Annotated in this window: 19 protein-coding genes and 1 pseudogene; 17 read left to right on the top strand and 3 right to left on the bottom strand. The window is 72.2% G+C overall.

The genetic code is table 11. The features are described from left to right. Positions 1-81 precede the first annotated feature (81 nt). The 3 genes from BMY61_RS21085 to BMY61_RS21075 all read left to right on the top strand — a co-directional run bounded on the left by BMY61_RS21085 (position 82) and on the right by BMY61_RS21075 (position 3,468). Positions 82-1,449, top strand: coding sequence for an ABC transporter substrate-binding protein (locus BMY61_RS21085; protein WP_042459831.1), 1,368 nt, complete (start codon positions 82-84; stop codon positions 1,447-1,449). A gap of 130 nt (positions 1,450-1,579) precedes the next feature. Then, positions 1,580-2,554, top strand: a complete 975-nt coding sequence (locus BMY61_RS21080; RefSeq protein ID WP_042459834.1) for a carbohydrate ABC transporter permease — start codon at positions 1,580-1,582, stop codon at positions 2,552-2,554. Further along, complete coding sequence (locus BMY61_RS21075) at positions 2,554-3,468, top strand: carbohydrate ABC transporter permease (protein ID WP_042459838.1); 915 nt, start codon at positions 2,554-2,556, stop codon at positions 3,466-3,468. Before BMY61_RS21080 ends, BMY61_RS21075 begins: the two co-directional genes overlap by 1 nt. On the opposite strand, the gene BMY61_RS21070 is transcribed toward BMY61_RS21075, so the two are convergent. Further along, complete coding sequence (locus tag BMY61_RS21070) at positions 3,469-4,056, bottom strand: TetR/AcrR family transcriptional regulator (RefSeq protein WP_042459841.1); 588 nt, start codon at positions 4,054-4,056, stop codon at positions 3,469-3,471. It abuts the gene before it with no gap. A gap of 104 nt (positions 4,057-4,160) precedes the next feature. On the opposite strand from BMY61_RS21070, the gene BMY61_RS21065 reads away from it, so the two are divergent. The 7 genes from BMY61_RS21065 (at position 4,161) to BMY61_RS21035 (ending at position 11,301) form a co-directional block, all read left to right on the top strand. Next, positions 4,161-5,273 (top strand): ABC transporter permease, encoded by a 1,113-nt coding sequence (locus BMY61_RS21065; protein WP_042459844.1) that lies wholly within the window; start codon positions 4,161-4,163, stop codon positions 5,271-5,273. Next, positions 5,270-5,947 carry an ABC transporter ATP-binding protein gene (locus BMY61_RS21060; protein ID WP_042459847.1) on the top strand — a complete coding sequence of 226 codons (678 nt, stop codon included), beginning with the start codon at positions 5,270-5,272 and terminating at the stop codon, positions 5,945-5,947. Before BMY61_RS21065 ends, BMY61_RS21060 begins: the two co-directional genes overlap by 4 nt. A 157-nt stretch (positions 5,948-6,104) precedes the next feature. Then, positions 6,105-6,941: an ABC transporter ATP-binding protein gene (locus BMY61_RS21055; RefSeq protein WP_042459850.1), complete on the top strand. Its 837-nt coding sequence runs from the start codon at positions 6,105-6,107 to the stop codon at positions 6,939-6,941. After that, positions 6,938-7,831 carry an ABC transporter permease gene (locus BMY61_RS21050; protein ID WP_042459853.1) on the top strand — a complete coding sequence of 298 codons (894 nt, stop codon included), beginning with the start codon at positions 6,938-6,940 and terminating at the stop codon, positions 7,829-7,831. Before BMY61_RS21055 ends, BMY61_RS21050 begins: the two co-directional genes overlap by 4 nt. Positions 7,832-7,879: 48 nt before the next feature. After that, positions 7,880-8,971, top strand: coding sequence for an ABC transporter substrate-binding protein (locus BMY61_RS21045; RefSeq protein WP_042459875.1), 1,092 nt, complete (start codon positions 7,880-7,882; stop codon positions 8,969-8,971). A 191-nt stretch (positions 8,972-9,162) separates the two neighbouring features. Further along, a complete protein-coding gene (locus BMY61_RS21040; RefSeq protein ID WP_052439505.1) occupies positions 9,163-10,407 on the top strand; it encodes a DUF2029 domain-containing protein in 1,245 nt (414 codons plus the stop codon). 36 nt (positions 10,408-10,443) lie between these two features. After that, positions 10,444-11,301, top strand: a complete 858-nt coding sequence (locus BMY61_RS21035; RefSeq protein WP_042459857.1) for a hypothetical protein — start codon at positions 10,444-10,446, stop codon at positions 11,299-11,301. Positions 11,302-11,340: 39 nt separating this feature from the next. Here BMY61_RS21035 and BMY61_RS21030 read toward each other — a convergent pair whose 3' ends face one another. Beyond that, complete coding sequence (locus tag BMY61_RS21030) at positions 11,341-14,529, bottom strand: FHA domain-containing protein (protein ID WP_244904217.1); 3,189 nt, start codon at positions 14,527-14,529, stop codon at positions 11,341-11,343. A 216-nt stretch (positions 14,530-14,745) separates the two neighbouring features. On the opposite strand from BMY61_RS21030, the gene BMY61_RS21025 reads away from it, so the two are divergent. The 5 genes and pseudogenes from BMY61_RS21025 (at position 14,746) to BMY61_RS21010 (ending at position 20,994) form a co-directional block, all read left to right on the top strand. Further along, positions 14,746-16,755 (top strand): serine/threonine-protein kinase, encoded by a 2,010-nt coding sequence (locus BMY61_RS21025; RefSeq protein ID WP_042461490.1) that lies wholly within the window; start codon positions 14,746-14,748, stop codon positions 16,753-16,755. Positions 16,756-16,915: 160 nt separating this feature from the next. Continuing rightward, a pseudogene (locus tag BMY61_RS48440) lies at positions 16,916-18,178 on the top strand (serine/threonine-protein kinase); the annotation flags it as partial. Then, positions 18,152-19,138 (top strand): DUF8189 domain-containing protein, encoded by a 987-nt coding sequence (locus tag BMY61_RS48945; RefSeq protein ID WP_483316198.1) that lies wholly within the window; start codon positions 18,152-18,154, stop codon positions 19,136-19,138. The pseudogene BMY61_RS48440 and the gene BMY61_RS48945, both read left to right, overlap by 27 nt. Before the next feature lie 66 nt (positions 19,139-19,204). Beyond that, a complete protein-coding gene (gene prfB / locus BMY61_RS21015; protein ID WP_042458931.1) occupies positions 19,205-20,314 on the top strand; it encodes a peptide chain release factor 2 in 1,110 nt (369 codons plus the stop codon). A gap of 110 nt (positions 20,315-20,424) precedes the next feature. Continuing rightward, the gene (locus tag BMY61_RS21010) at positions 20,425-20,994 is read left to right on the top strand and encodes an LPXTG cell wall anchor domain-containing protein (protein WP_042458928.1); all 570 of its coding nucleotides are present in this window, start codon (positions 20,425-20,427) and stop codon (positions 20,992-20,994) included. Between the two features lie 66 nt (positions 20,995-21,060). Here BMY61_RS21010 and BMY61_RS21005 read toward each other — a convergent pair whose 3' ends face one another. Beyond that, positions 21,061-21,255, bottom strand: coding sequence for a hypothetical protein (locus tag BMY61_RS21005; RefSeq protein ID WP_042458925.1), 195 nt, complete (start codon positions 21,253-21,255; stop codon positions 21,061-21,063). A 219-nt stretch (positions 21,256-21,474) separates the two neighbouring features. Between BMY61_RS21005 and ftsE the strand changes: the two genes are divergently transcribed. Then, a complete protein-coding gene (gene ftsE / locus BMY61_RS21000) occupies positions 21,475-22,164 on the top strand; it encodes a cell division ATP-binding protein FtsE (protein ID WP_042458922.1) in 690 nt (229 codons plus the stop codon). A 14-nt stretch (positions 22,165-22,178) separates the two neighbouring features. Further along, positions 22,179-23,099 carry a permease-like cell division protein FtsX gene (gene ftsX / locus BMY61_RS20995; protein WP_042458919.1) on the top strand — a complete coding sequence of 307 codons (921 nt, stop codon included), beginning with the start codon at positions 22,179-22,181 and terminating at the stop codon, positions 23,097-23,099. The last annotated feature ends 68 nt before the right edge of the window (positions 23,100-23,167 follow it).

The following is a 23,167-nucleotide window of genomic DNA, read 5'->3' as shown; positions in this document are numbered from 1 at the left end:
AAGAACTTTCACGACCGCACGGCTCTCTGCACGGCTCTCTCTGCACGGCGCGCACCCGGTCCACCCTCTTGGAGGCACGCAATGCACAGGCCCACTCTGTCCGGACGCCGCGCCGTCGCCGTAGGGGCGGCCGCCGCGCTCACTCTCCTCGCCGGCTGTTCCAACTCCTCCGGCGGCAACGGCGGCACCGCCTCCGCGACGCCCACCCTGACCGGTGACTGCGCCCCCTTCCAGGCCTACGCGGGCCACTCGGGCACGACCGTCACGATGTTCGCCTCGATCCTCAGCCCCGAGTCGGACGCCCTGGAGCGGTCCTGGGCGAAGTTCAGCTCCTGCACCGGGATCAAGATCTCCTACGTCGGCTCCAACGACTTCGAGTCCCAGCTCCCGGTCCGGGTCACCGGCGGCAACGCGCCGGACCTGGCGATCATCCCGCAGCCCGGCCTGCTGGCGCAGATGGTGAAGACGGGCAAGGTGGTCAAGCCGCCGGCGCAGACCGTCGCGAACGAGAGCAAGTGGGCCCCCATCTGGAAGAGCTACGGCTCGGTCGACGGCACCTTCTACGCCGCGCCGATGAGCGCGAACATGAAGTCGCTCGTCTGGTACTCGCCCAAGGCCTTCGCGGCCGCGGGCTACCAGGTGCCGACCACCTGGGCGGACCTGATGGCACTCAGCGACAAGATCGCCAAGTCGGGCAAGAACAAGCCGTGGTGCGGTGGTATCGGCTCCGGCACGGCGACGGGCTGGCCCGCGACCGACTGGGTCGAGGAGGTCGTCCTCGGCAAGTACGGCGGCGACGTCTACGACCAGTGGATCAGCCACCAGGTCAAGTTCTCCGACCCCCAGATCATCGACTCGATGAACGTGGTCCAGAACTGGATGCACAACCCCGCCTGGGTCAACGGCGGCTTCGGCGACGTCTCGTCCATCGCCTCCACGACCTTCCAGGACGCCGGGACGCCGATCCTGACCGGCAAGTGCTCGATGCTGCAGCAGGCCTCGTTCTACGAGGCGCAGTGGCCCAAGGGCACGACCGTGGGCCCGAACGGCGACATCTGGGCGTTCAAGCTCCCTGCGGTGAACCCGTCCATCCCGACCCCGGTCGAGGGCGGCGGCGAGTTCGTGGCGGCGTTCAGCAGCCGGCCCGAGGTGCAGGCCGTGCAGAACTACCTCTCCACGTCGGAGTGGGCGACGAGCCGCATCAAGCAGGCACCGGGCTGGGTCTCGGCGAACCAGGGTGTGGACCCGTCGATCTACACCGACCCGATCGACCAGCTCTCGGCGAAGTACCTGACGGACCCGTCGGCGACGTTCCGTTTCGACGCGTCCGACCTGATGGTCGCGGCGATCGGTTCGGGGCAGGAGTGGAAGTCGTTCACGGCGTGGTTCGCGCAGAACCAGTCCGTCCAGAAGACCGCAGCGGACATCGACGCCGCCTGGCCGCAGTAGGCACATGTAGGGGCGCGGGGAACTGCGCGAGCAACCACCGGCCTGCGGACGGCCCTGAACGTTGAGGACCATCCGCATGTCGGTGGCTCAGCGCGCAGTTCCCCGCGCCCCTGGGTAGGAGCGACTTCTCATGTGGGCTGATACGTCCGTCAAGTTCGGGAACATGTTCGGTGCCGTCGCCGGCTTCCTCGGTGTGCTGCTCCTGCTGTTCTACCTGGCCGGAGCGGCGCGCGGGCGGCTGTCGCGCAGGCTGGCGATCCTGCTGCTGCTCGGGCCGGCGATCCTGCTGCTGCTCGTCGGGATCGTGATCCCGGCGATCAGGACGATCTACCTGAGCCTGTTCAACGAGGACTCCACGAAGTTCCTCGGCGCCGGCAACTACACCTGGGCGTTCGGGAACTCCGACATCCACCAGGTGCTGCTGAACACCCTGCTCTGGATCGTCGTCGCGCCGCTGCTGACCACCGGTCTCGGGCTCGTGCTCGCGCTGCTCGTGGACCGGCTGCGGGGGCAGGCGATCTACAAGTCGCTGATCTTCATGCCGATGGCGATCTCCTTCGTCGGCGCCAGCATCATCTGGAAGTTCGTCTACGCCTACCGCGACCCCTCCCAGCCGCAGATCGGCCTGCTCTCGCAGATCTGCCTCTGGCTCGGCTGGCACCATCCGCCGAACTGGATCCTGTCGCACCCGCTCAACAACTTCCTGCTGATGATCATCATGATCTGGGTGCAGACCGGGTTCGCCATGGTCGTGCTCTCCGCCGCCATCAAGGCCATTCCGGAGGACATCACCGAGGCGGCCGTGCTCGACGGCGCGCAGGGGTGGCGGCTGTTCCGCAACGTCACCATCCCGATGATCCGCAGCACGATCATCGTCGTGCTGACCACGGTGATGATCACGACGCTGAAGCTCTTCGACATCATCCGGACCATGACCGGCGGCAACTTCGGCACCCAGGTGCTGGCCAACGAGATGTACAACCAGGCCTTCACCGAGTTCAACAACGGAAGGGCCGGCGCCCTGGCCGTGCTGCTCTTCCTGGCCGTGGTGCCGCTGGTCGCCTACAACGTCGCGATGCTGCGCAAGGAACGGGGGATCCGCTGATGGCGACGCCGACTCGTACCGGTGTGCGGCGGGCGATCAGCAGCCCCCTCGCGTCCTTCGCGGTGCTGCTGGTCACCGTCGTGTGGACGGTGCCGACGCTCGGGCTGCTGGTCACCTCGCTGCGGCCGCAGCAGGACGTGGCGAACACCGGGTGGTGGGACTTCTTCGCACACCCGCACCTGACCCTGGCGAACTACCACGACGTGCTGTTCAACGGCGGGTTCGGGGTCCAGGACGGGCTGATGCCCTACCTGGTGAACTCGATCGCGATCACCGTTCCGGCCACGATCTTCCCGATCGTGATCGCGTCGATGGCCGCCTACGTGCTGGCCTGGATCCCGTTCCGGGGGAGCGACGCGATCTTCTTCGTGATCTTCGCGCTGCAGGTGGTGCCGCTGCAGATGGCGCTGGTGCCGCTGCTCCAGCTGTTCTCCGGCGGCGCGCACATCGGCGGCGTGACGATCTTTCCGGCGCTCGGCATGGGCGGCACCTACGCGCCGGTGTGGATCGCGCACACCATGTTCGCGCTGCCGCTCGCGGTCTTCCTGCTGCACAACTTCATCGCCCAGCTGCCCCGCGACCTGATCGAGGCCGCGCGCGTCGACGGCGCCAGCCACTTCCGGGTGTTCCGCTCGATCGTGCTGCCGCTGGCGACTCCGGCGCTGGCCTCGTTCGCCATCTTCCAGTTCCTGTGGGTCTGGAACGACCTGCTGGTCGGGCTCACCTTCACCGGCGGCGCACCGGAGTCCGCGCCGATGCCCTCCCGGTTGGCGCAGCTGTCCGGCTCCTTCGGCGACCACTGGGAGATCCTGACGGCGGGTGCGTTCGTCTCCGTCGTCGTCCCGCTGATCGTCTTCTTCTCGTTGCAGCGTTACTTCGTCCGCGGGCTGCTGGCGGGCTCGGTGAAGGGCTGATCAGCCGCTGACCGCCGCGTCGAGCGCGCCAAGGGCCATGGCCACGGCGCGCTCGGTGACGTCCGGGTAGGGCTCGCCCGCGTCCAGCGCGGTGACGGCCGCGTTGACCAGACCCTGGAGCAGCAGCGCCGTGCGCAGCGGCGTGTCGTCGCCGAGGTCGCGCAGCGTCGCGACGAGCGGTTCGAGGATCGCGCGGTGCGCCTCGGCCGCGCCCGCGCGCAGCACCACCGCGTCGCCGTCCTCGGCCAGCGCGCGGGCGACGCGGTGCTCGCCCTCGTGGGCCAGCGCGCACTGGGCGCGGACGTAGGCGGCGACGCGACCGCGCGCGTCGGGGGCCTGGGCGAGCTCCGCGTCGATCCGGGCCGTCCAGCGCGGGGTGACCTCGCGGACAACCTCGGCCAGCAGCGCGCCGCGGTCGGCGAAGTACTTGTAGAGGCTGTTGCGGGCCAGACCCGCCCGCGCGGCGACCGCCGCGAAGGTCACCGCGGACGCGTCGCCCTCCTCCAGCAGCTCGCGGGCCGCGACGAGGAGCGCCTGCCGTTGCTGCGCGCGGTGGTCGGCCACGGAGGCGGCGCTGATCCTGGGCATCCGCCCAGTGTAGGAGGCGGACCCGGCGACGACCCCGGTTTGGGGACGCGGCGTCCCCATGTTCTATCTTGGGGACACCTTGTCCCTATGTTGGAAGGAGCACGGTGCATCTCGCCCTGCTCGAACTCAAGGCCGCGCGCGGACGCTTCCTGCTCATGGGCGCCGTCGTGGTCCTCGTCGCCGCCCTGGTCGGGATCGTCTCCGGCTTCACCACCGGCCTCGGCGACGACACCGTATCCGCGCTGCGTCGGTTGTCCGCCACCGATCTCGCCTTCTCGCCCGACGTGAAGACCGACCAGTTCGCCCGCAGCCTCGTCGGCGCCGACACCCTCGCCGCCTGGCAGCGGCAGCCCGGTGTGCGGGCGACCGGCCTTGGCGTCGCCCTTACCCGCGGCACCACCGAACGCGGCGTCGAGGTCGACCTCGCCGCGTTCGGTGTCGACCCCGCCGTGTTCCTCAGTCCCGGTGTCGAGAGGGGCGCCCGCCTCGCCGAGGACGGCCAGGTCGTCGTCTCCGGCAAGCTCGCCGACCAGGGCGTCAGGATCGGTGACACCCTCACCGTCGACCGGATCGGCGTCCGCCTCACCGTCGTCGGTGTCACCGGGAGCAGCGCCTACGGGCACGTGCCTGTCGCCTACGTCACCCCCGCGACCTGGCAGCGGATCCGGTTCGCCGTCCCCGGAGCGCAGCAGGCCACCGCCGAGCTGCCCTACCAGTACAGTGCGGTGGCGATCCAGGCGGTGCCCGGCACCGACCTCGCCGCCGTGGACCGGCGGCTGGGCACGCGCACCGTGCCGCTGGCCGACGCCTTCGCCGCCGCGCCCGGATACAGCGGAGAGAAGGTCACCATGACCTCGATCCAGACCTTCCTCTATCTGATCGCCCCGCTCGTCGTCGGCGCCTTCTTCGGCATCTGGACTGTCCAGCGGCAGCCCGAGCTGGCCCTGCTGCGCGCCCTCGGTGCCTCCCGGCGGCGGCTGCTCGGGCACACCCTCGCTCAGGCCTCGGCCGTCGTCGTCGGCGGGACGCTGGTCGGTGCCGCCCTGGCCGGCGCGGTGGGGCTGCTGCTCGGTGCGCAGGTCCCGTTCAGCCTGCCGGCGCCCACCCTGGCGGCCACCATGGCGACCGTCGCCCTCGCCGGGCTCGCGGGTGCCGCCCTGACCCTGCGGCGGGTCGCCACCGCCGATCCGACGACGATGCTGGGAGCCGGCCGATGAGCCTCGAACTGCGTGGAATCAGCGTGACGTTGGGCCACGGTGACGCCCGGGTCACGGTGCTGGACGGGCTCGATGCCACCTTTGCCGCAGGCACCGCCACCGCCCTGGTGGGGCCGTCCGGCTCCGGCAAGTCGACGCTGCTCGCGGTCGCCGGCGCGTTGCTGCGCCCGGACGCCGGACAGGTACTGCTCGACGGCGCCGACCTCGCCGCCCTGAGCGAGCGCGATCGCGCCCGCGCCCGGCGCGAACGGATCGGCTACATGTTCCAGAGCGGGAACCTGCTCGGCGGCCTCGTCGTCGTCGACCAACTCCTTGCCGCAGCCTCCATCGCTGGCCGCAGCCACCGGCAACTCCGGCCCAGGGCTGAGGAGTTGCTGACCGAGCTCGGCCTCGGCCACCGGCTGCGACACCGGGCCGACCAGCTCTCCGGCGGGGAACGGCAACGCGTGGCGCTCGGACGCGCGCTGCTCCTGGAACCCGCGTTGCTGCTCGTCGACGAGCCCACCGCCGCCGTCGACCGCACTCAGGCCCGGGCCCTGACCGAGCTGATCGTGGGAACCACCGCCGGGCGCGGTTGCGTCACCGTGATCGCGACGCACGACCCGGCGGTTCTCGCCGTGGCCGACTCCGCCTTCGACATGGCGCCGTCCCCGCCCGAGCGCCTGAGCGCCTGAGCGCCTGAGCGCCTGAGTGGCTGAGTAGCTGAGCACAACGAGCAGAATGGGCTCTTACGCGACTAACAGCTGACAACCACGGAAACAGCGACGTAACACGGGTCCCGCTCCTACCTTCTCAATACCTCGAACCGGGGGTGTGGAAGGAGCGGGACTCATGGCCGATACGCACAATGGCCGCATCGAGATCGAAGGCGTCACCAAGCGGTTTCTGACGCCCAGCGGTGAGATCTTCACGGCCATCAAGGACGTGTCCTTCACCGTCGAGCCGGGCCAGTTCTGCGCGGTCGTCGGACCGACCGGCTGCGGCAAGTCGACGACCCTCGGCATGGTGTCCGGACTGGACAAGCCGAGCGAGGGCACCGTCAAGGTCGGCGGCAAGGTGGTCGACGGGATCACCGACGGCGTCAGCTTCATGTTCCAGGCGGACGCGCTGCTGCCCTGGAAGACGGTGCTGGCGAACGTCGCACTCGGACCGATCTTCCGCGGCGTCGGCAAGGCCGAGGCGCAGACCCGCGCGCGGGACTGGTTGCGCCGGGTGGGCCTGGCCGGCTTCGAGGACCGTTACCCGCACCAGCTCTCCGGCGGTATGCGCAAGCGCGTGGCCATGGCCGCCGCGCTGATCAACGAGCCGAAGATCCTGATGATGGACGAGCCGTTCGGCGCCCTTGACGTGCAGACCAAGGCGATCATGTCGAACGAGCTGCTGGGCCTGTGGGAGCAGAGCCGTCCGGCTGTCCTGTTCATCACCCACGACCTGGACGAGGCCGTCGCCCTCGCCGACAAGGTCGTCGTGATGACCTCCAGCCCCGGCACGGTCAAGGCGGTCTACGACATCGACCTGCCGCGCCCCCGCGGGTCCGTCCAGGACATCCGCTTCGAGCCGCGCTTCCTCGAACTCCAGCACCAGATCTGGGACACCCTCCGCGAAGAGGTCGAGCGCGCCTACGCCCGCACCTCCGGTGCCCCCACCAAGGAAGGCAAGGCAGCATGAGCACCGCATCCACCTCCGCGACCGGCGCCCCGGTCGACGCCGTCGCCCGCGCCGCGCAGTCCGATGCAGCCAAGGCCGCCAAGCGAGCGGTCCAGCGCCGCAAGGCCTCGGTCTGGGCCGGTCGGATCGGCTTCGCCGTCCTCTTCCTGGGTGGCTGGGAGCTCGCCGCCCGCACCAACACGATCGACCCGTTCTTCTACGGTCAGCCCTCGGGCATCTGGAAGAGCCTGCAGAACCTTTTCACGAACGGCACCGAGTTCGGCTCGATCTACGCCAACATCTGGGTCACCATGCAGGAGGCCCTGATCGGCTTCGCGATCGGCGCGGTGGCCGGTGTCATCGTCGGCGTCGCGCTCGGCCAGAGCCGCTACCTCGCGGACGTGCTCGGCCCCTACATCAAGATCGTGAACGCGATCCCGCGCATTGTGCTCGGCTCGATCTTCATCGTCGCCTTCGGTCTCGGCACCCTGCCCAAGATCCTGCTGGCTGCGGTCCTGGTCTTCTTCGTGGTCTTCTTCAACGCCTTCCAGGGTGTGCGCGAGGTCGACCGCAACATCCTCGCCAACGCGAAGGTGCTCGGCGCCTCGCGCCTCCAGGTCACTCGCCACGTCATCGTCCCCTCGGCGCTGACCTGGATCATCGCCAGCCTGCACAGCGCCTTCGGCTTCGCCATCGTCGGCGCGCTGGTCGGCGAGGTGCTGGGCTCGCAGCAGGGCCTCGGTCTGATCATCAAGCAGGCGCAGAACCAGTTCGACCCCAACACGGTCTTCGCGGCCATGTTCCTGATCGCCGCCCTGGTCCTCATGGCCGAGTGGGTGATCGGGAAGTTCGAGCACTGGCTGCTGTCCTGGCGTCCGGCCGCCCCCTCCGAGGCGTCCAACGCCATCTGACGTACCGACACATACGCACCCCCACCCTCGAAAGGTATGTGGCTCCCCATGTTCAAGCGCTCCGCGGTGATCGCCGCCTCCCTCGCCCTGGCCACCCTCGGCACCGCCACCGCCTGCTCCTCCTCGGGCTCCTCGGGCGGTTCCGGCTCCAGCGACTCCGGAACCCCCACCGTCAGACTGATGGTCGGCGGCATCGACAAGCAGATCTACCTGCCGTACGAGCTGGCGCAGCAGCTGGGCTTCTACAAGAAGTACGGCGTCAACGTCGTCCTCTCCACCGAGCTCGACGGCGGCGTCGGCGCCGAGGACGCGATGGCCTCCGGCCAGGTCGACATGGCCGGCGCCTGGTACAACCACACGATCGACTTCCAGGTGAAGGGCAAGGCGGTCGAGGACATCATCCAGCTCTCCGGCGCCCCGGGCGAGCGCGTGATGTGCGCCACCGGCGAGAACGTGCACTCCGCCGCGGACTTCAAGGGCAAGACGATCGGCGTCACCGACCTGGGCTCCGGCACCGACACGCTGATCAAGTTCCTGGCCGCCCAGAAGGGCCTGAAGACCAGCGACTTCAACCGCGTCGGCGTCGGCGCGGGCGCCACCGTCGTGGCCGGCCTGCAGAACCACAAGGTCGACTGTGCGATCACCACGCAGCCGACGGTCGCCGCGCTGGAGAAGAAGAACATCGCCTACTCCGCGATCGACCTCGCCACCACGAGCGGTGCCAGCAGCGCCCTCGGCGGCATGTGGCCGGCTGCCTCCGTGCTGTCCCGCACCGACTGGGTCAACTCCCACAAGGACGCCGCGCAGAAGGTCGTCGACGCTCTCGTCGCGACCATGCACTGGATCAACACCCACTCCGCGGCCGACATCGCCAACAACCTGCCGGCCTCGTACACCAACAACGCCCTGGTCACCAAGGCCGACTACATCACCGCGCTGACGCAGGACAAGGGCCAGTTCCTGCCCGACGGCATCATGCCGGCCGGCGGCCCGAAGACCTCGCTGGCGACCGAGATCCTGGCGGGCAACGCGACCTCCTCGGTCGACCTCTCCACCACCTTCACCAACGACTTCGTCGTCGCGGCGAACAAGCTGGAGGGCTTCACCACGACCACGACGCCTGCGGGCGCCAACGGCTGACCTTCCCTCCCCCTCACACCGGGCGCCCGTCCTTACGACGGGCGCCCGGTTGTTCGGCTACATCAGAAGGATGACGCGGGGTCGGTGTCATCCCAGGGATGCACGCGAATTACCTTCGGAGAGCGACGCGGGGGCCCGCCGCGTACCCGTAGCGTCTGACCCGTCAACAAGGACGGGGAGGGCGGGTCACGGTGAGCAGCAGCATCGCAGTCAGCACACCGCAGGTCGTCGCGGGGGCGACGCGGCGGGCGGCGTGGTTCGAGCAGCGGCGCACCTGGGTGCTGGGGTGGCTCGTCGCCGCCGGGTGGGCGGGCTCGTTCCTGGTCATCTCCAACCTGACCACGCACCGCACCTGGGGCACGATGGCGGCGGTCGCCTACCTGGCGGCGGCCCTCGTCGCCGGGACGGGTCGGCGCCGGGCGTCGGTGGCGGTGGCCCTGATCGGCGCGGTGGCGCTGCCCCTCGGGTGGCTGGTCCTCACCGGCCGGGCACAGCCCGAGGTCGCGGTGATGGAACGCTCGATGGAGCTGATGCTGCACACCGGCAGCCCGTACGCCGCCCACCCGCACGGGCTCGCCGACTACAACCCCTACCTCCCGGGCCAGGCGCTGTTCGGTCTGCCGCACGCGCTGGGCCTGCTGGGACCGCTGGGTGACGCCAGGCTGTGGTGCGCGGGCTTCCTGGCGCTGTGCCTGTCCGCCGGGCGGGCCGTGCTGAGGTCCGCTCCCGCACCGGCTGCGGGTGCGAGCTCGTACGGGATCTCGTACGGCACCGCGGTGGGCGCGCTGGTGGCCTCGCCGTTCCTGGCCCTGCCGCTGTGCGTCAGCGGGATCGACATCCCGCTGATCGGCGTCTGCTGCGTCGCCCCGGCGCTGGCGTTGCGCAACCGTCCGATGGCGGCAGGCCTGGTCCTGGCCTTCGCCTGCACCCTGAAGTGGACGGCCTGGCCGGTGGTCCCGGTGGTCCTCGCGGCGGTGTTCGCCCTCTACGGCCTGGGCGCGGCGCTGCGCTGCGCGGCGGTGACGCTCGGCGGCGCGGGGGCGGTCATCCTGCCGTTCGCGCTGCGGACGCCGAAGACGATGCTGGAGCAGGTCTTCCTCTTCCCGACCGGCCACGGCGCGGTCGCGACGCCCGCGAAGAGCCCCCTGCCGGGCGTGCTGCTCTCGGAGTTGGGCACGCCGGGTCTGGCGGTCGCGGGGGTGCTGCTGCTGGTCGGCGCGGTGGCGCTCACGGTCTCGCTGGTCAAGCGCCCGCCGGTCGACTTCGTCGCCTGCGCGGACCGCCTCGCGCTGGGCCTGGCCATCGCCTTCGCCCTCGCGCCGGCCAGCCGCTTCGGCTACTTCGCCCTCCCGGCGGTCCTGGTCCTGTGGACCCGTCTCGCGGTTCGCTGCGACGGGTCGCAACCGTGGTGGGGCCTGCGGCGTCAGGTCGGATGAGCAGCCGCTCATCCGACCGGCCATCGAGGGGGAAGCATGTTCCAGTTCAAGCAGCGCAAGGACCGTAGACGCTCGGCGTCGGCGGTCCTTGCCGTCTCCGGCACCCTGCTGGCGGCGTCGGCCGCGTTCGCGCCCGCCGCGCACGCCGGGGAGGACGTACCCCTGTCGACGCAGTTCGACCAGCACTGCGTCACGCTGAACGGCGTCCCGACCGACGAGATCACCGTCAACGTCGAGAACCTGGGCCCGCAGTCGGGGCTCACCTCCACCGGGTTGATCGTCGCCTACAGCACCGTCACGCCCGGCAACGTCGTCGACCACACCGACAACTCCTGGCTGGGCTTCGACGCCGCCCGCCACAACGCCACCGCGACCTTCGCGGTCGCGAACCCGAGCGCCGCCGACACGCTCAAGCTGCAGGTGACCGGGTTCTGGTCCTCGTCGACCACCCCGCAGAGCGCCGACACCTTCACCGTGCCCGTCGCGAACTGCGCCCTGAGCGGCTCGCCCGGCACGGCCGTCTTCGCCTCGGCCGGCTTCCCGTTCACGACCGCGTCCGCGACCGCCACCTGCGGGGCCCGCTACGTCCGCCTCCCGTTGGGCGGGTTCCGTCGCCTCCCGTGGGAGACGATCACCGTGCAGGTGGGCCCCGACGGCAAGAACCTCACCGGTGCCTGGTTCGCGGGCGCGCCGGTGTGGGCGGACTACTGGACCGATGGCGGCACCACCGGCTACACCCAGGGCCAGACCGGCACGTTCGACGGCAACGGCAACGCGACCCTCTCGTTCACCGTCACGCCGACGGCGGGCACCGAGTGGGACCTGATGATCAGCTCCCGGACCACCGACGGCCGCACCTTCCCGCAGCACCTGTGGGCGCCCTCCTGCAGCTGAGCCGACCGGCGAGTGGTGTGGACCCGACCGGCCACAGCACTAGAGGATGTCGGGCACCGGGGCCGTCCCCAGTGACTCCGCGGCCCGCTGGAGGGCGCTGGCCAGCAGCGCCAGGTCCGTCGGGCCGTTGCCCAGCTCGCGGACGGTGCGGGCGGCCGGGGGTTCGCCCAGGGCCGCCCAGTCCAGCGGGGTCACCGTGGGACGGAGCGTCGCGGTCCGCGGGATGCGGCCCGTGACGCGGGCCGTCTGCAGCGGGGTGACGCCGCCGTCGGGGTGGCGGAGCAGGCCGCGGCCCGGGGCGTCCTCGGTGAGGCTCGCCGCGTCGTCGACGTGGATCAGCATCGCCGAGGCGGTGGGGGAGTCGACCCGGAGCGCGACACGCAGCTGTGCCGCCTCGTCCACCGCCGTGCCCGCCGTCCGTTCGGGCTGGGCGGTGGTGACGGCCAGTCGGACGCCGAGGCGTGGGCCGCGCAGTGCGGCGTCCTCCAGGACGTGGGCCAGCGGCGTGCCGACCAGGGCGTCCCAGTCGTCGACCACGACGACGAGGTGGGGGAGCGGCTCCGCCTCGACGGCGACCGTGTGGCTGCCGGACGTGGCGGCCGGGTAGTCGTCGGCGGGACGCCGCGGCGGTGCGAGCCGGGCGAGGGCGCGCTCCGCGTGCCAGGCGGCGAAACTGCGGCCCTCCAGCAGGGCCGCGCGGCGGTCCAGCTCCACGCTGAGCGCCCGCGCGGCCTCGCGCAGTGCGGGGCCGTCGGTGGTGGCCAGGTGCCCGACGACGTGCGGGAGCTCGACGGCCGGGGTCAGGCCCCTGGCCGGATCGGCCGGCGGGCGGCCCTCGATCAGCAGCAGGCCGAGGCGGTCCGGGCGTTCGGCGACGGCGAGCCCGGCCAGCAGCGAACGCAGCAGCTCGGTACGGCCGGACTGCGGGGCGCCGCCCACGAGCAGATGGTCCGTCAGGTCGAAGGCGCAGCTGCCGTCCCGGGTGACGCCGACGGTGGCGGTGGCGATCTCGCCCGAGCCGATCCGCAGTTCCGCCCAGCGGGCGGAGATCTTGGCCGGGGTGACCAGGTCCAGGCCGAGCAGGTCGAGCAGGCGGGCAGCCTCCGGCAACGCGGTGCGGCCGCCGCCGCGGCGGGCCGTGTCGGGCTCGCGCAGGGGCGCGAGCGCGCGCGCCAGACGCCCCGCCCAGGCGGCACCGACGGCGTCCAGGGCGATGGCGGTGACCAACTCCCGCTCCGGCGCGGCCCGGTGCTGGCCCGCCGCGCGCGGGGCGCTGCCCGGCAGCGGACGCTCCATGTCGAGCAGCGTGCCGACCTCGCCGGTGACGGAGACGACGGCGCCGCAGCTGTGCGGCAGATCCTCGGGGTAGTCGGCGAGCTGCAGCACGTGGATGTCCCGGGCGGCACCGTGCGCGACCAGCTCCGCGACGGCCGCGCGAGCCGCGTCGCTGCCGGGGTCGCCGTCGACGACCACGACGGTGGCCCGCCCCCGCGGCGCGGCGGCGTGCGCGCCACGCGCGCCCGGCCCTGCGGCGGGGCTCGCGCCCGTCGGGCCGGGGATACCGTGCGAGCCTGCCGGGGCGCCGGTGAGAGCGCTCGCGCCCGACGGGCCGCCGTCGCGGCCGCCCGAGCTGCCCGTGAGGGCGCTCGCGCCCGACGGGCCGCCGGCCCTGGCGAGGCCTGCTCCGCCTGAGGCACCGTGGGTGCCCGCGCCGCCGGTCAAGGCGCTCGCGCCGACCGGGCCGCCGCTGAGCTGGGGGCCCGGGCCCGGGGGAGTCACCGCGAGGCCCCAGTCCGGGGCGAGCTCCTGGAGGCGGGCGAGGGCCTGAGTCGGGTCGAAGGCGGTGAGGGCGCGGCAGGGCTGGCCGTGCGAGGGGCGCAGGTGGGGCAGCCAGGGGAGCCAGGACCAGGCGTCGGTGCGTTCGTCGAGCGGGAGCGACTGGTCGGCGGCGACGAGGACCAGCTCCAGCCCGGAGGGCGCGTGCAGGACGGCGAGCTGGGCGAGCAGGCCGCGCACCAGGCCCAGCAGGCGTGGGCGGGGGCCGGTGAGGCCGACACTGCCGGCGGTGCGCAGGTCCAGGGTGACGGGCGTGTGGGCCCGGGTGCCGAGGCGCAGCACCAGGGCGTCGTCGTGCGTCTGGCCGCGCTCCCACAGGCGCGGGCCGGGCCCGAGCGCGGTGAGCAGCAGCTCGGCCGGGTCGGGCCAGCGGCCCGGATCGCGTGGGGGGCTCTGCGGTGGGACCGCGGCCGCGGAGGCGGGTGGTGCGGCCCTGCGGCGGCCGAGCGCCTGCTTGAGCAGGCCGGAACGCCCGTCTGCGCGCCGGGCGGCGGCCTCGGCGGTCGGCTGGGCGTCGCCGGGCGGGGCGCCGACGCGGAAGCCCCGTCCGTGGGTGGCGTGGGCGTGGGACGCGGCCGCCTCCGCCGCGGCGCCCGTGCCCGAGGCGGTGTGGCCGACGAGCGGACCCGGCTCGTTCCAGCCGGCCGGCCGGGGCGTGGAGCCGGTGGTGCGGGTGGACACGTGGACGGCGCCCTGGCCGTCGGGCACCACCTCGGCCCGGCCGAGCCGTCCGGGGACGACGCGCAACGCGCTCTCGCCGAGCTCGATCAACGCGCCCGGCACGACCGTGCGCGGCTCCGTGCCGACGCGGGCGCCGTCGAGGACCGTGCCGTTGGTCGAGCCGGAGTCGGTGACGGTGACCCGGCCCTCGGGGCCGACCTCGAGGGTGAGGTGGAACCGGGAGACGTCCGGGTCGTCGACCGGCACGTCCGCCTCGGCGGAGCGGCCGACCACCACGCGGCCGGGGTGCAGCAGGTGGATGCCGCCGGCGTCGGGCCCGGCCACGACGTGCAGGGCGGCGGAGGACCCGGCCGGCTCGGCGGCGTCGTCCGGATCGGGGGTGTCCAGGCGCAGCACCGCGCCGTCGATCAGCGGCGGGTGGCCGAGCACCGCCCGCTCGTCGAGGCGGCGGCCCTGGGCGTAGAGGTGCACGTGGGTCGCGGCGCGGCCGGCGCGGGCGCCGGGGCGAGCGCCCACCGCGCCGGCCAGGGCGGCCGCGACGGAGCCCAGCGTGGTGCCGACCGGCGCGCTGACCAGCACGTCGGCCGCGGGCGCGGCGGCATGCGGCGACGACGCCACGGACGTCGGCGCGCTCTCGCGCGGCCCAAGCACGGTCAGCCGGATCTGCATGCGCCCTGCCCCTTCCAGCCCGCACGCGATGGTGGTCGCCACGGTGTCGTATGCATCCTCCCATCCGCCACCGACAGTTCGCGCACGGCACCCGATCGGATGATCTTCGGAACGTATCGCGGCCACGGCACGTCTGCATCAGTGGAGGGCCCGACGCGGAGCTCAGCGCACGACGTGTCCTTCGAACGCCGTTAGAGTTGCCGAAAACGCGAGCCCCCCGCGCGCGGAACAAGCGTCGCGGCAGGACGAGGAGCACGGGTGCGGCCGGTTGGCAGTAAGTACCTGCTGGAGGAGCCGCTCGGACGCGGCGCCACCGGGACGGTCTGGCGTGCCCGGGTGCGGGACGACGCCGAGAACGCCCCGGTCGCGCCCGGCGCGGTGGTGGCGATCAAGGTCCTCAAGGAGGAGCTGGCCACCGACCCCGACGTGGTGATGCGCTTCCTGCGCGAGCGCGCGGTGCTGCTGCGCCTGGTGCACCCGAACATCGTCCGGGTGCGGGACCTCGTCGTCGAGGGCGAGCTGCTCGCCCTGGTCATGGACCTCGTCGACGGTCCCGACCTGTACCGCTACCTGCGCGAGCACGGTCCGCTCTCGCCGGTGGCCGGCGCCCTGCTGACGGCGCAGATCGCCGACGCGCTCGCCGCCAGCCACGGCGACGGCGTCGTCCACCGGGACCTGAAGCCCGCGAACGTGCTGCTGGCGACGGTCCAGGGCCCGGCCGGTCCGGTCATGCACCCGCTGCTGACGGACTTCGGCATCGCCCGTCTGGCCGATTCCCCGGGCCTGACCCGCACCGCCGAGTTCGTCGGCACGCCCGCCTACGTCGCGCCCGAGTCCGCCGAGGGCCGTGAGCAGACGGCGGCCGTCGACGTCTACGGCGCCGGGATCATGCTCTACGAGCTGCTCACCGGGCGACCGCCGTTCCACGGGGACGGGCCGATCCAGATCCTGCAGGCGCACCTGTCGCAGCGGCCGGAGCGTCCGGCCGCGGTGCCCGATCCGCTGTGGACGGTGCTGGAGCGCTGCCTGGAGAAGGACCCGGCCCGCCGCCCGACCGCGGTCGCGCTGGCCACGGCGCTGCGCACGGTCGCCGCGGGCGTCGGCGTGCACGCGACCCCGGCCCAGATCGAGGCCGCGAACGCGGTCGGCGTGCTCCTCTCCCCGCCCGCCTACCTGCCGAACCTGCCCGGCTCCGAGGACGCGACGCTGCCGCGCGGCGTCGAGACCACCGGCATCGACGGCTCCCCGGTGCTGCCGGGGCAGCCGGAGGACGCCCGCACGATGCTGCTGGGCGGCCGCGGGGCGACCGCCGGTCCCGTCGGCGCGGCGGATCCGACGCAGGTGCTGGCCTCGCAGGGCTTTGTCGCGGGCGCGGGTGACGCGACCACGGTGCTGCCGCAGAACGGCTACGTGCCCGGTGCGGCTGATGCGACGGCGGTGCTCCCGCAGGGCGCCGGGCAGGGCGGCATCGGCGGGCAACCGTACGGCGCCGCCGACCCGACGGCGGTGCTGCCGCAGAGCGGTACCGGTGCGGGCGGGCCGGAGCGGACGCGGATGATGCCGACAAGCGCCGCGCCGCAGGGCGGGGCCGGGCAGGACAGCCCGCACCCGTGGGAGTCGCAGCTGCGCCAGGCGCGGGAGCGCAACGAGCAGACGCAGATCGCCGCGCTGGGCGAGTTCGCGGTCGACGACCCGTTCGCGGCCGGGCCGCAGGTCGCCCCGCCGCCGTACCGGCCGCAGCCGCAGCGTCAGCAGGGTTACCAGGGCCAGCCGTCCCAGCAGGGGCAGCAGGCGGGCCAGGCACGGCAGGCGCCGCAGACGCGGCGTCAGGCGCCGCCGCCCGTCGCGCCGCGGCCCTACCAGGAGCGGCCGCAGCGGGAGCGCGGGTACGAGGAGCGCGGGTACGAGGAGCGCCGGCCGGAGCCTGCGCGCCGTCCCGAGCCCGCGCGCCGCGCACCGGAGCGGGAGCGCGAGCCCGACTACGACCGCGCGCCGGAGCGAGCCCGCGAGCGGGCGCCCCGCCCGCCGCGCCGTCGGATGCCGCGGATCCCGGGCATGGGCTGCCTGAAGGTGCTGATCTTCCTGGTCGTGGTGGGTTTCCTGGTCTGGCGGTTCTCGCCGCTGCACGGCTGGATCGACCACGGGCTGAACATCGTCCACGGCTGGTGGGCCCAGCTCGTGACGTGGTGGCACGACCTCACCGGCGCGGCGAACCAGGTGAACAAGGTCCGAAAGTCGATCCCGAACGTGCCGTCGGGTGGAAACTGACGCAAAGCGGCGGAACGGGTCGCTGGATTGACGATTTGTCGACTCCCAGCGCCCCGTCCGACCCCTGCTGTCCCCCAAACGGCTCCAGGCCGCGTACTTTGGTCGCTGGCGCCGACTCAGCGCGCCTGTCAACCAGCCCCACCTCGCGCACGGAGCAGCCTTGGCACGCAAGATCGGTAGCCGCTACACCGCGCACTCGGTGATCGGCCGCGGTTCGGCCGGGACCGTGTGGCTCGGGGAGGGCCCGGAGGGCCCGGTCGCGATCAAGATCCTGCGCGAGGACCTCGCCTCCGACCAGGTCCTGGTCGGCCGGTTCGTCCAGGAGCGCACGGTCCTCACCAGCCTCGACCACCCCCGCGTGGTCGGTGTCCGCGACCTCGTCGTCGACGGTGACGACCTCGCCCTGGTGATGGAGCTCGTCCACGGCTCCGACCTGAGGTCCCGGCTGGACCGCGAGGGCCCGTTCACGCCGCAGGCGGCGGTCTCCGTCGTCGCGGACGTCGCCGAGGGGCTCGCCGCCGCGCACGCCCAGGGCGTCATCCACCGCGACGTGAAGCCCGAGAACATCCTGCTCGACCAGGCGTCCGGCCCCGGCCCCGGCGGGGCGCCGCGCGCCAAGCTCTCCGACTTCGGCATCGCCCGCCTGGTCGACGCCCCCCGCCGCACCCGCGCCACCCGCATCATCGGCACGCCCGACTACCTCGCGCCGGAGATCATCGAAGGCCTGGAGCCGCGCGCCGCCGTCGACATCTACGCCCTCGCCACGGTGCTCTACGAGCTGCTGGCCGGGTTCACCCCCTTCGGCGGCGGCCACACCGGCGCGGTGCTGCGCCGCCACGTCACCGAATCCGTCCCGCCGCTGCCCGGCCTGCCCGAGCCGCTGTGGAAGGTGCTCGCCCAGTGCCTGGCCAAGGCCCCCGCCTCCCGGCTGCGTGCCGCCGAGCTGGCCACCGGCCTGCGCGAGCTGCTGCCGGCCCTGGCGGGGCTGCCGGCGCTGCGCATCGCCCACCCCGACGCCCCGGCGGTCACCCCGCTGCCCGGCTACGACGGCTACGACGCCGACGACGAGGCCGCGGACGACGACGCCCGGACGCAGACGCCCCGCCGACGGCGCGGCTCGGCCGTCCCGCTGGTCCCCGGCAGCGCGCCGGACTCCAGCCGGGAGACCCACACCAACCTGCGCCGCCCCCGCCCCGAGGAGCTCAGCGGACTCGCTGAGGCCTCCCGGGCCCAGCGGGCCGCCGCACGTCGCTCCGGCGGGCCGGCCGGCTCCGGCCCGGTCGGCGGGTTCGGCGGGTTCGGCGGCGCCCGGCGCAGCGGCGTGGGCGGTGCGGTGGCCCGCCGCCGACGCCTTGTCCTGGCCGGCGCCGCGGCCGTCGTCCTGACGCTGGTCGGCGTGGGCGGGTACGCCGCCTTCTCCGGCGGCCCGGCCCCCCGCCACGGCAACCCCGGCGACGCGGCGACGCCCCACGCCCACCGCACGCACGCGGCCGGACTGCCGACGGCGCCCGTCGCGGGTGCCAGCGACTCGCTGCCCGCCGCGGGCGCCCCCCATCTGCCCGCCTGGACCGCCTGGGCCGACGTGCCCGCCGTCCCGGCGCAGCTGGTCAGCGGCGCGCGCGCGATCCGGGTCGGCGGCACCGCGTACGTCTTCGGCACCGACGCGAGCGGTGCGGTGCGGTACGTGACCCGCAGCGGCGGCTCGTTCGGGTCCTGGGGCAAGCTCACCGGCATACACGTCAGCGGCGAGCCGGCGCCCGTCGCCCTGCCGGGCGGCGTGCTGAGGCTCTTCGCCACCGGCACCGACGGCCTGATCTACCAGCGCGACCTCACCGGCGGCTCGTGGTCCCCGTGGAGCCAGCTGGACGGCCACACCCGGGTCGACTCCCCGCCGGCGGCGGTCGCCACCGGTGACCGGGTCGACCTCGTCGCCCGGATCGGCGGGGCGCTGGGAACAACCTCCTTCGTCAACGGCGCGTGGACGGCGTGGGCGGCGGTGCCGCTGGTGGGCCAGGTCTCGGGCGATCCCGCGCTGGCGGCGGAGAGCGGCGGCAGGATCGACGCCTTCGTCGCGGTCGCGGCAGGAACGGTCCAGCACATCCAGTTCGCGGGCGGCCTGTGGCACGTCCCGCCGCGCACCGTGACCGGCGTGAGCGGCCAGACCCGGCCGGAGGCCGTACAGGCGGTCTCGGGCGAGGTCTACGTCTTCTCGACGGACGGCGGATACGCGGCGAGCACCGCCTCCGGCGCGACGTGGACCCCCGCAGCGCTTCCGGCCGCCCCGGCCTCGACGTACGCGCAGGGCGCGTACGCGGACGGCGGCGGCATCACGCTGTTCCGGGTCACCCCGGCCGGTGGCCTCCAGTACACCCACGGCCGATAGCAGGGCTCCGGCTCGTTCGGCTTGCCCGGGCCGTGGGAACGTTCCCGCCTGCATTAGGCTTGGGGCGTGGCAGCCATTGATCCTTCCGAAGAGCTCAAGTCGCTCGAGTCGACCATGTCGTCGATCGAGGCAGTCGTCGACCTGGACAGGCTCCGGTCCGACATCGCGGTCTTCGAGGAGCAGGCCGCCGCGCCGGACCTCTGGGACGACGTCGAAAGCGCCCAGAAGGTCACCTCCAAGCTCTCCTACCTCCAGGGCGAGCTGCGCAAGATCGAGACCCTGCGCAGCCGGATCGAGGACCTCGGGGTCCTCTTCGAGCTCGCCGAGGCCGAGGGCGACGCCGACGCGCGCGGCGAGGCCGAGTCCGAGCTGGAGTCGGTGCGCAAGTCCGTCCAGGAGATGGAGGTCCGCACCCTCCTCTCCGGCGAGTACGACGCGCGTGAGGCGCTGGTCAACATCCGTGCCGAGGCGGGCGGCATCGACGCCGCCGACTTCGCCGAGCAGCTGATGCGCATGTACCTGCGCTGGGCCGAGCGCCACGGCTACCCGACCGAGGTCTACGACACCTCCTACGCGGAGGAGGCCGGCATCAAGTCCGCGACCTTCGCGGTGAAGGCCCCCTACGCCTACGGCACCCTCTCGGTCGAGCAGGGCACCCACCGCCTGGTCCGCATCTCGCCGTTCGACAACCAGGGCCGCCGCCAGACGTCCTTCGCCGGCGTCGAGGTGCTGCCGGTCGTCGAGTCCAGCGACCACGTGGAGATCGACGAGAAGGAGCTGCGCATCGACGTGTACCGCTCCTCCGGTCCGGGCGGCCAGGGCGTCAACACGACCGACTCGGCGGTGCGCATCACCCACCTGCCGAGCGGCATCGTCGTCTCCTGCCAGAACGAGCGCTCGCAGATCCAGAACAAGGCCTCGGCGATGAACGTCCTCCAGGCCAAGCTGCTGGAGCGCCGCCGCCAGGAGGAGCGCGCCGCGATGGACGCGCTCAAGGACGGCGGCAGCTCCTGGGGCAACCAGATGCGCTCCTACGTGCTGCACCCGTACCAGATGGTCAAGGACCTGCGCACCGAGCACGAGGTGAGCAACCCTCAGGCCGTGCTGGACGGGGATCTGGACGGCTTCATCGAGGCCGGCATCCGGTGGCGCAAGTCGCTGGAAAAGGCCGAGTAAGCACGATCCGTGCTCAGTAAGGGCCCGGTGGTCGAAAGTTGACCGCCGGGCCCTTGCCACACCATGCTGACGCCCGAACAGATCTCGGGGGCATAACGGAAGGGGCGGGTGTGGCACGCGGACACCGCAGGAAGGCCAACGGCATACGCATCGCGGGCATCGCGCTCGCGTTGGCGGGAGCCGGCCTCTCGGTCGCGGGCGTGGCAAGCGCCAAGGTCGTGGACGGTCCGAACGACAACCAGAACGTCCTGCCGAGCGATACCCCGGGCGTGAGCGTGAGCGTCGGCCTGGTGGGCGGCGACAGCGGGAGCGGCGGGGACAGCGGGAACGGCGGGGACAGCGGGAGCTCCGGTGCTCCCAGTGACAGTGCGACGCCGACCCAGAGCACGGCGCCGACCCAGGGCACGGCGCCGACGCAGAGCAGTACGGCGTCCGCGACGGCCTCGGCCGGCCCGACCGGTGGCGCGACCGCCTCGGCCGCGCCGAGCACGGGCGGGACCGGCGGGACCGGCGGGGGCGCGGGTGGCGTCGCCATGACGCAGGCCCCGGCCCGGACGCAGCTCGCCGAGACCGGGAGCTCGGAGAACACCCCGATGATCCTCGCGGGTGGTCTCACCTTCGTACTGGGCGGACTGGTCTTCCGCTTCGGACCGCGGGCAGCGAGCAGTCGTAAGCACTGAGTGACGACGAAGGCAACGCAGCGGGCCGGGTCCGATCATCCGATCGGACCCGGCCCGCTGCGTGAATCACGCGAAGGCGTGCCGCGCTATCACCACGCAAGCGATCAGCGCCGCCAGCAGCGCGATCAGCGTCGCGGGGGACAGGGAGGCGAAGAGCCCCTGCTGCTCCATCATGCGCGCACGGCTGGCCCTGCAGGTGGGGCAGCGCCCCTCGCTCACCGGACCCGAGCAGTTGGCGCACACCAGACGGTCGAGCGTCATCGCGATCTCCTCCTCTGATGTGCACAACGCAGAACCCCACCGAGTGGGTTCCCTCCACTGTGCCACGTCACGCGCGATCCGGCTGCTCCTTGTCCTGGTTTGTCCGCTACTGTCCGTGAACTCCCCCACCTTTCCCGGGACGAACCTGCGGGCTCGCGTCCGCTTCGCGTAAGGTCGGCCCCGCCCTGTCCGCCTACACTGGCCCACCGTGATGCAGCCGTGATCAGATTCGACAACGTAACCAAGACCTATCCCAAGCAGAACCGTCCGGCGCTGGACAACGTCTCGCTGGAGATCGAAAAGGGTGAGTTCGTCTTCCTGGTCGGGTCCTCCGGCTCCGGAAAGTCGACCTTCCTGCGCCTGATCCTCCGCGAGGAGCGCCCGTCGGTCGGCGAAGTGCACGTGCTCGGCAAGGACCTGGCCAAGCTCTCCAACTGGAAGGTTCCGCACATGCGGCGCCAGCTGGGGACGGTCTTCCAGGACTTCCGCCTGCTGCCCAACAAGACCGTCGGCCAGAACGTGGCCTTCGCGCTCGAGGTGATCGGCAAGCCCCGCGCCACGATCAACAAGGTCGTGCCCGAGGTGCTGGAGCTGGTCGGTCTCGCCGGCAAGCAGGACCGCATGCCAGGAGAGCTCTCCGGTGGTGAGCAGCAGCGTGTGGCCATCGCCCGCGCGTTCGTGAACCGCCCGATGCTCCTGATTGCGGACGAGCCCACCGGTAACCTCGACCCGCAGAACTCCGTCGGCATCATGAAGCTGCTGGACCGGATCAACCGGACCGGCACCACGGTGCTGATGGCCACCCACGACCAGGCCATCGTCGACCAGATGCGCAAGCGCGTCATCGAGCTGGACCAGGGGCACCTGGTCCGCGACCAGTCCCGCGGCGTCTACGGCTACCAGCACTGAGTTAGGACACATCAATGCGAGCCCAATTCGTCATGTCGGAGATCTGGATCGGTCTCCGACGCAATCTGACGATGACCATCGCCGTGATCGTGAGTGTGGCCCTGTCGCTCTCCCTGGTCGGTGCGGCCATGTTGCTCAGCTCCCAGGTCAGCCAGATGAAGGGCTACTGGGGCGACAAGGTCGAGGTGTCGATCTACTTCTGCAACAAGGACAACCAGAAGAACGTCAAGGACACGCCCAACTGCGCCTCGGGTGTCGCCACCCAGGCCCAGATAGACGCGGTCCACACCCAGCTGGACCACAACCCGCTGGTGCAGAAGGTCTACACGGAGACGCCGGAGCAGGCGGTCCAGAACTTCAAGGCGCAGTTCCCGGACTCGCCGCTGGCCCCGTACGTCACCCCGGACTACTTCAACAACTCGCTGCGCGTGAAGCTGACCAACCCGCAGCTGTACCAGGAGGTCGCCAGCCAGGTGCTGGGGCAGCCCGGTGTGGCCAAGGTCGACGACCAGAGCGCCGTGCTGAAGCCGCTGTTCAACCTCATGAACACGCTGCAGATGGTGGCCTGGATCATCATGGGCTTCATGTCGGTCGTGACGCTGCTGCTGATCGTCAACACCGTGCGTGTCGCGGCGTTCAGCCGTAAGCGCGAGACCGGCATCATGCGACTGGTCGGTGCGTCCAACTTCTACGTGCAGATGCCGTTCATCGCCGAGGCGGCCTTCGCCGCCGGTGTCGGCGCGCTCCTCGCCTCCGGCATGATCGCGCTCGGCAAGTTGGTGCTGGTCGACATGATGCTGAAGAAGCAGATCACCCTGATCAGCTTCATCGGCTGGGGGCCGGTGGTGTCGGTCATGCCGCTGCTGCTGGTCATCGGTGTGCTCATGTCCTCGCTGGCGGCCTTCCTGACACTGCAGAAGTACCTCAAGGTCTGACGCTCCTCTGACGCTGTGACGCTGTGACGATCTGAAGACCTGACGAACCCAAGAGCCCCGGAAGCGAT

Origin of the sequence: Streptacidiphilus jiangxiensis (genome assembly GCF_900109465.1) — a bacterium.
Taxonomy (GTDB): domain Bacteria; phylum Actinomycetota; class Actinomycetes; order Streptomycetales; family Streptomycetaceae; genus Streptacidiphilus; species Streptacidiphilus jiangxiensis.
This window is presented reverse-complemented; position numbering and strand designations above follow the sequence as displayed.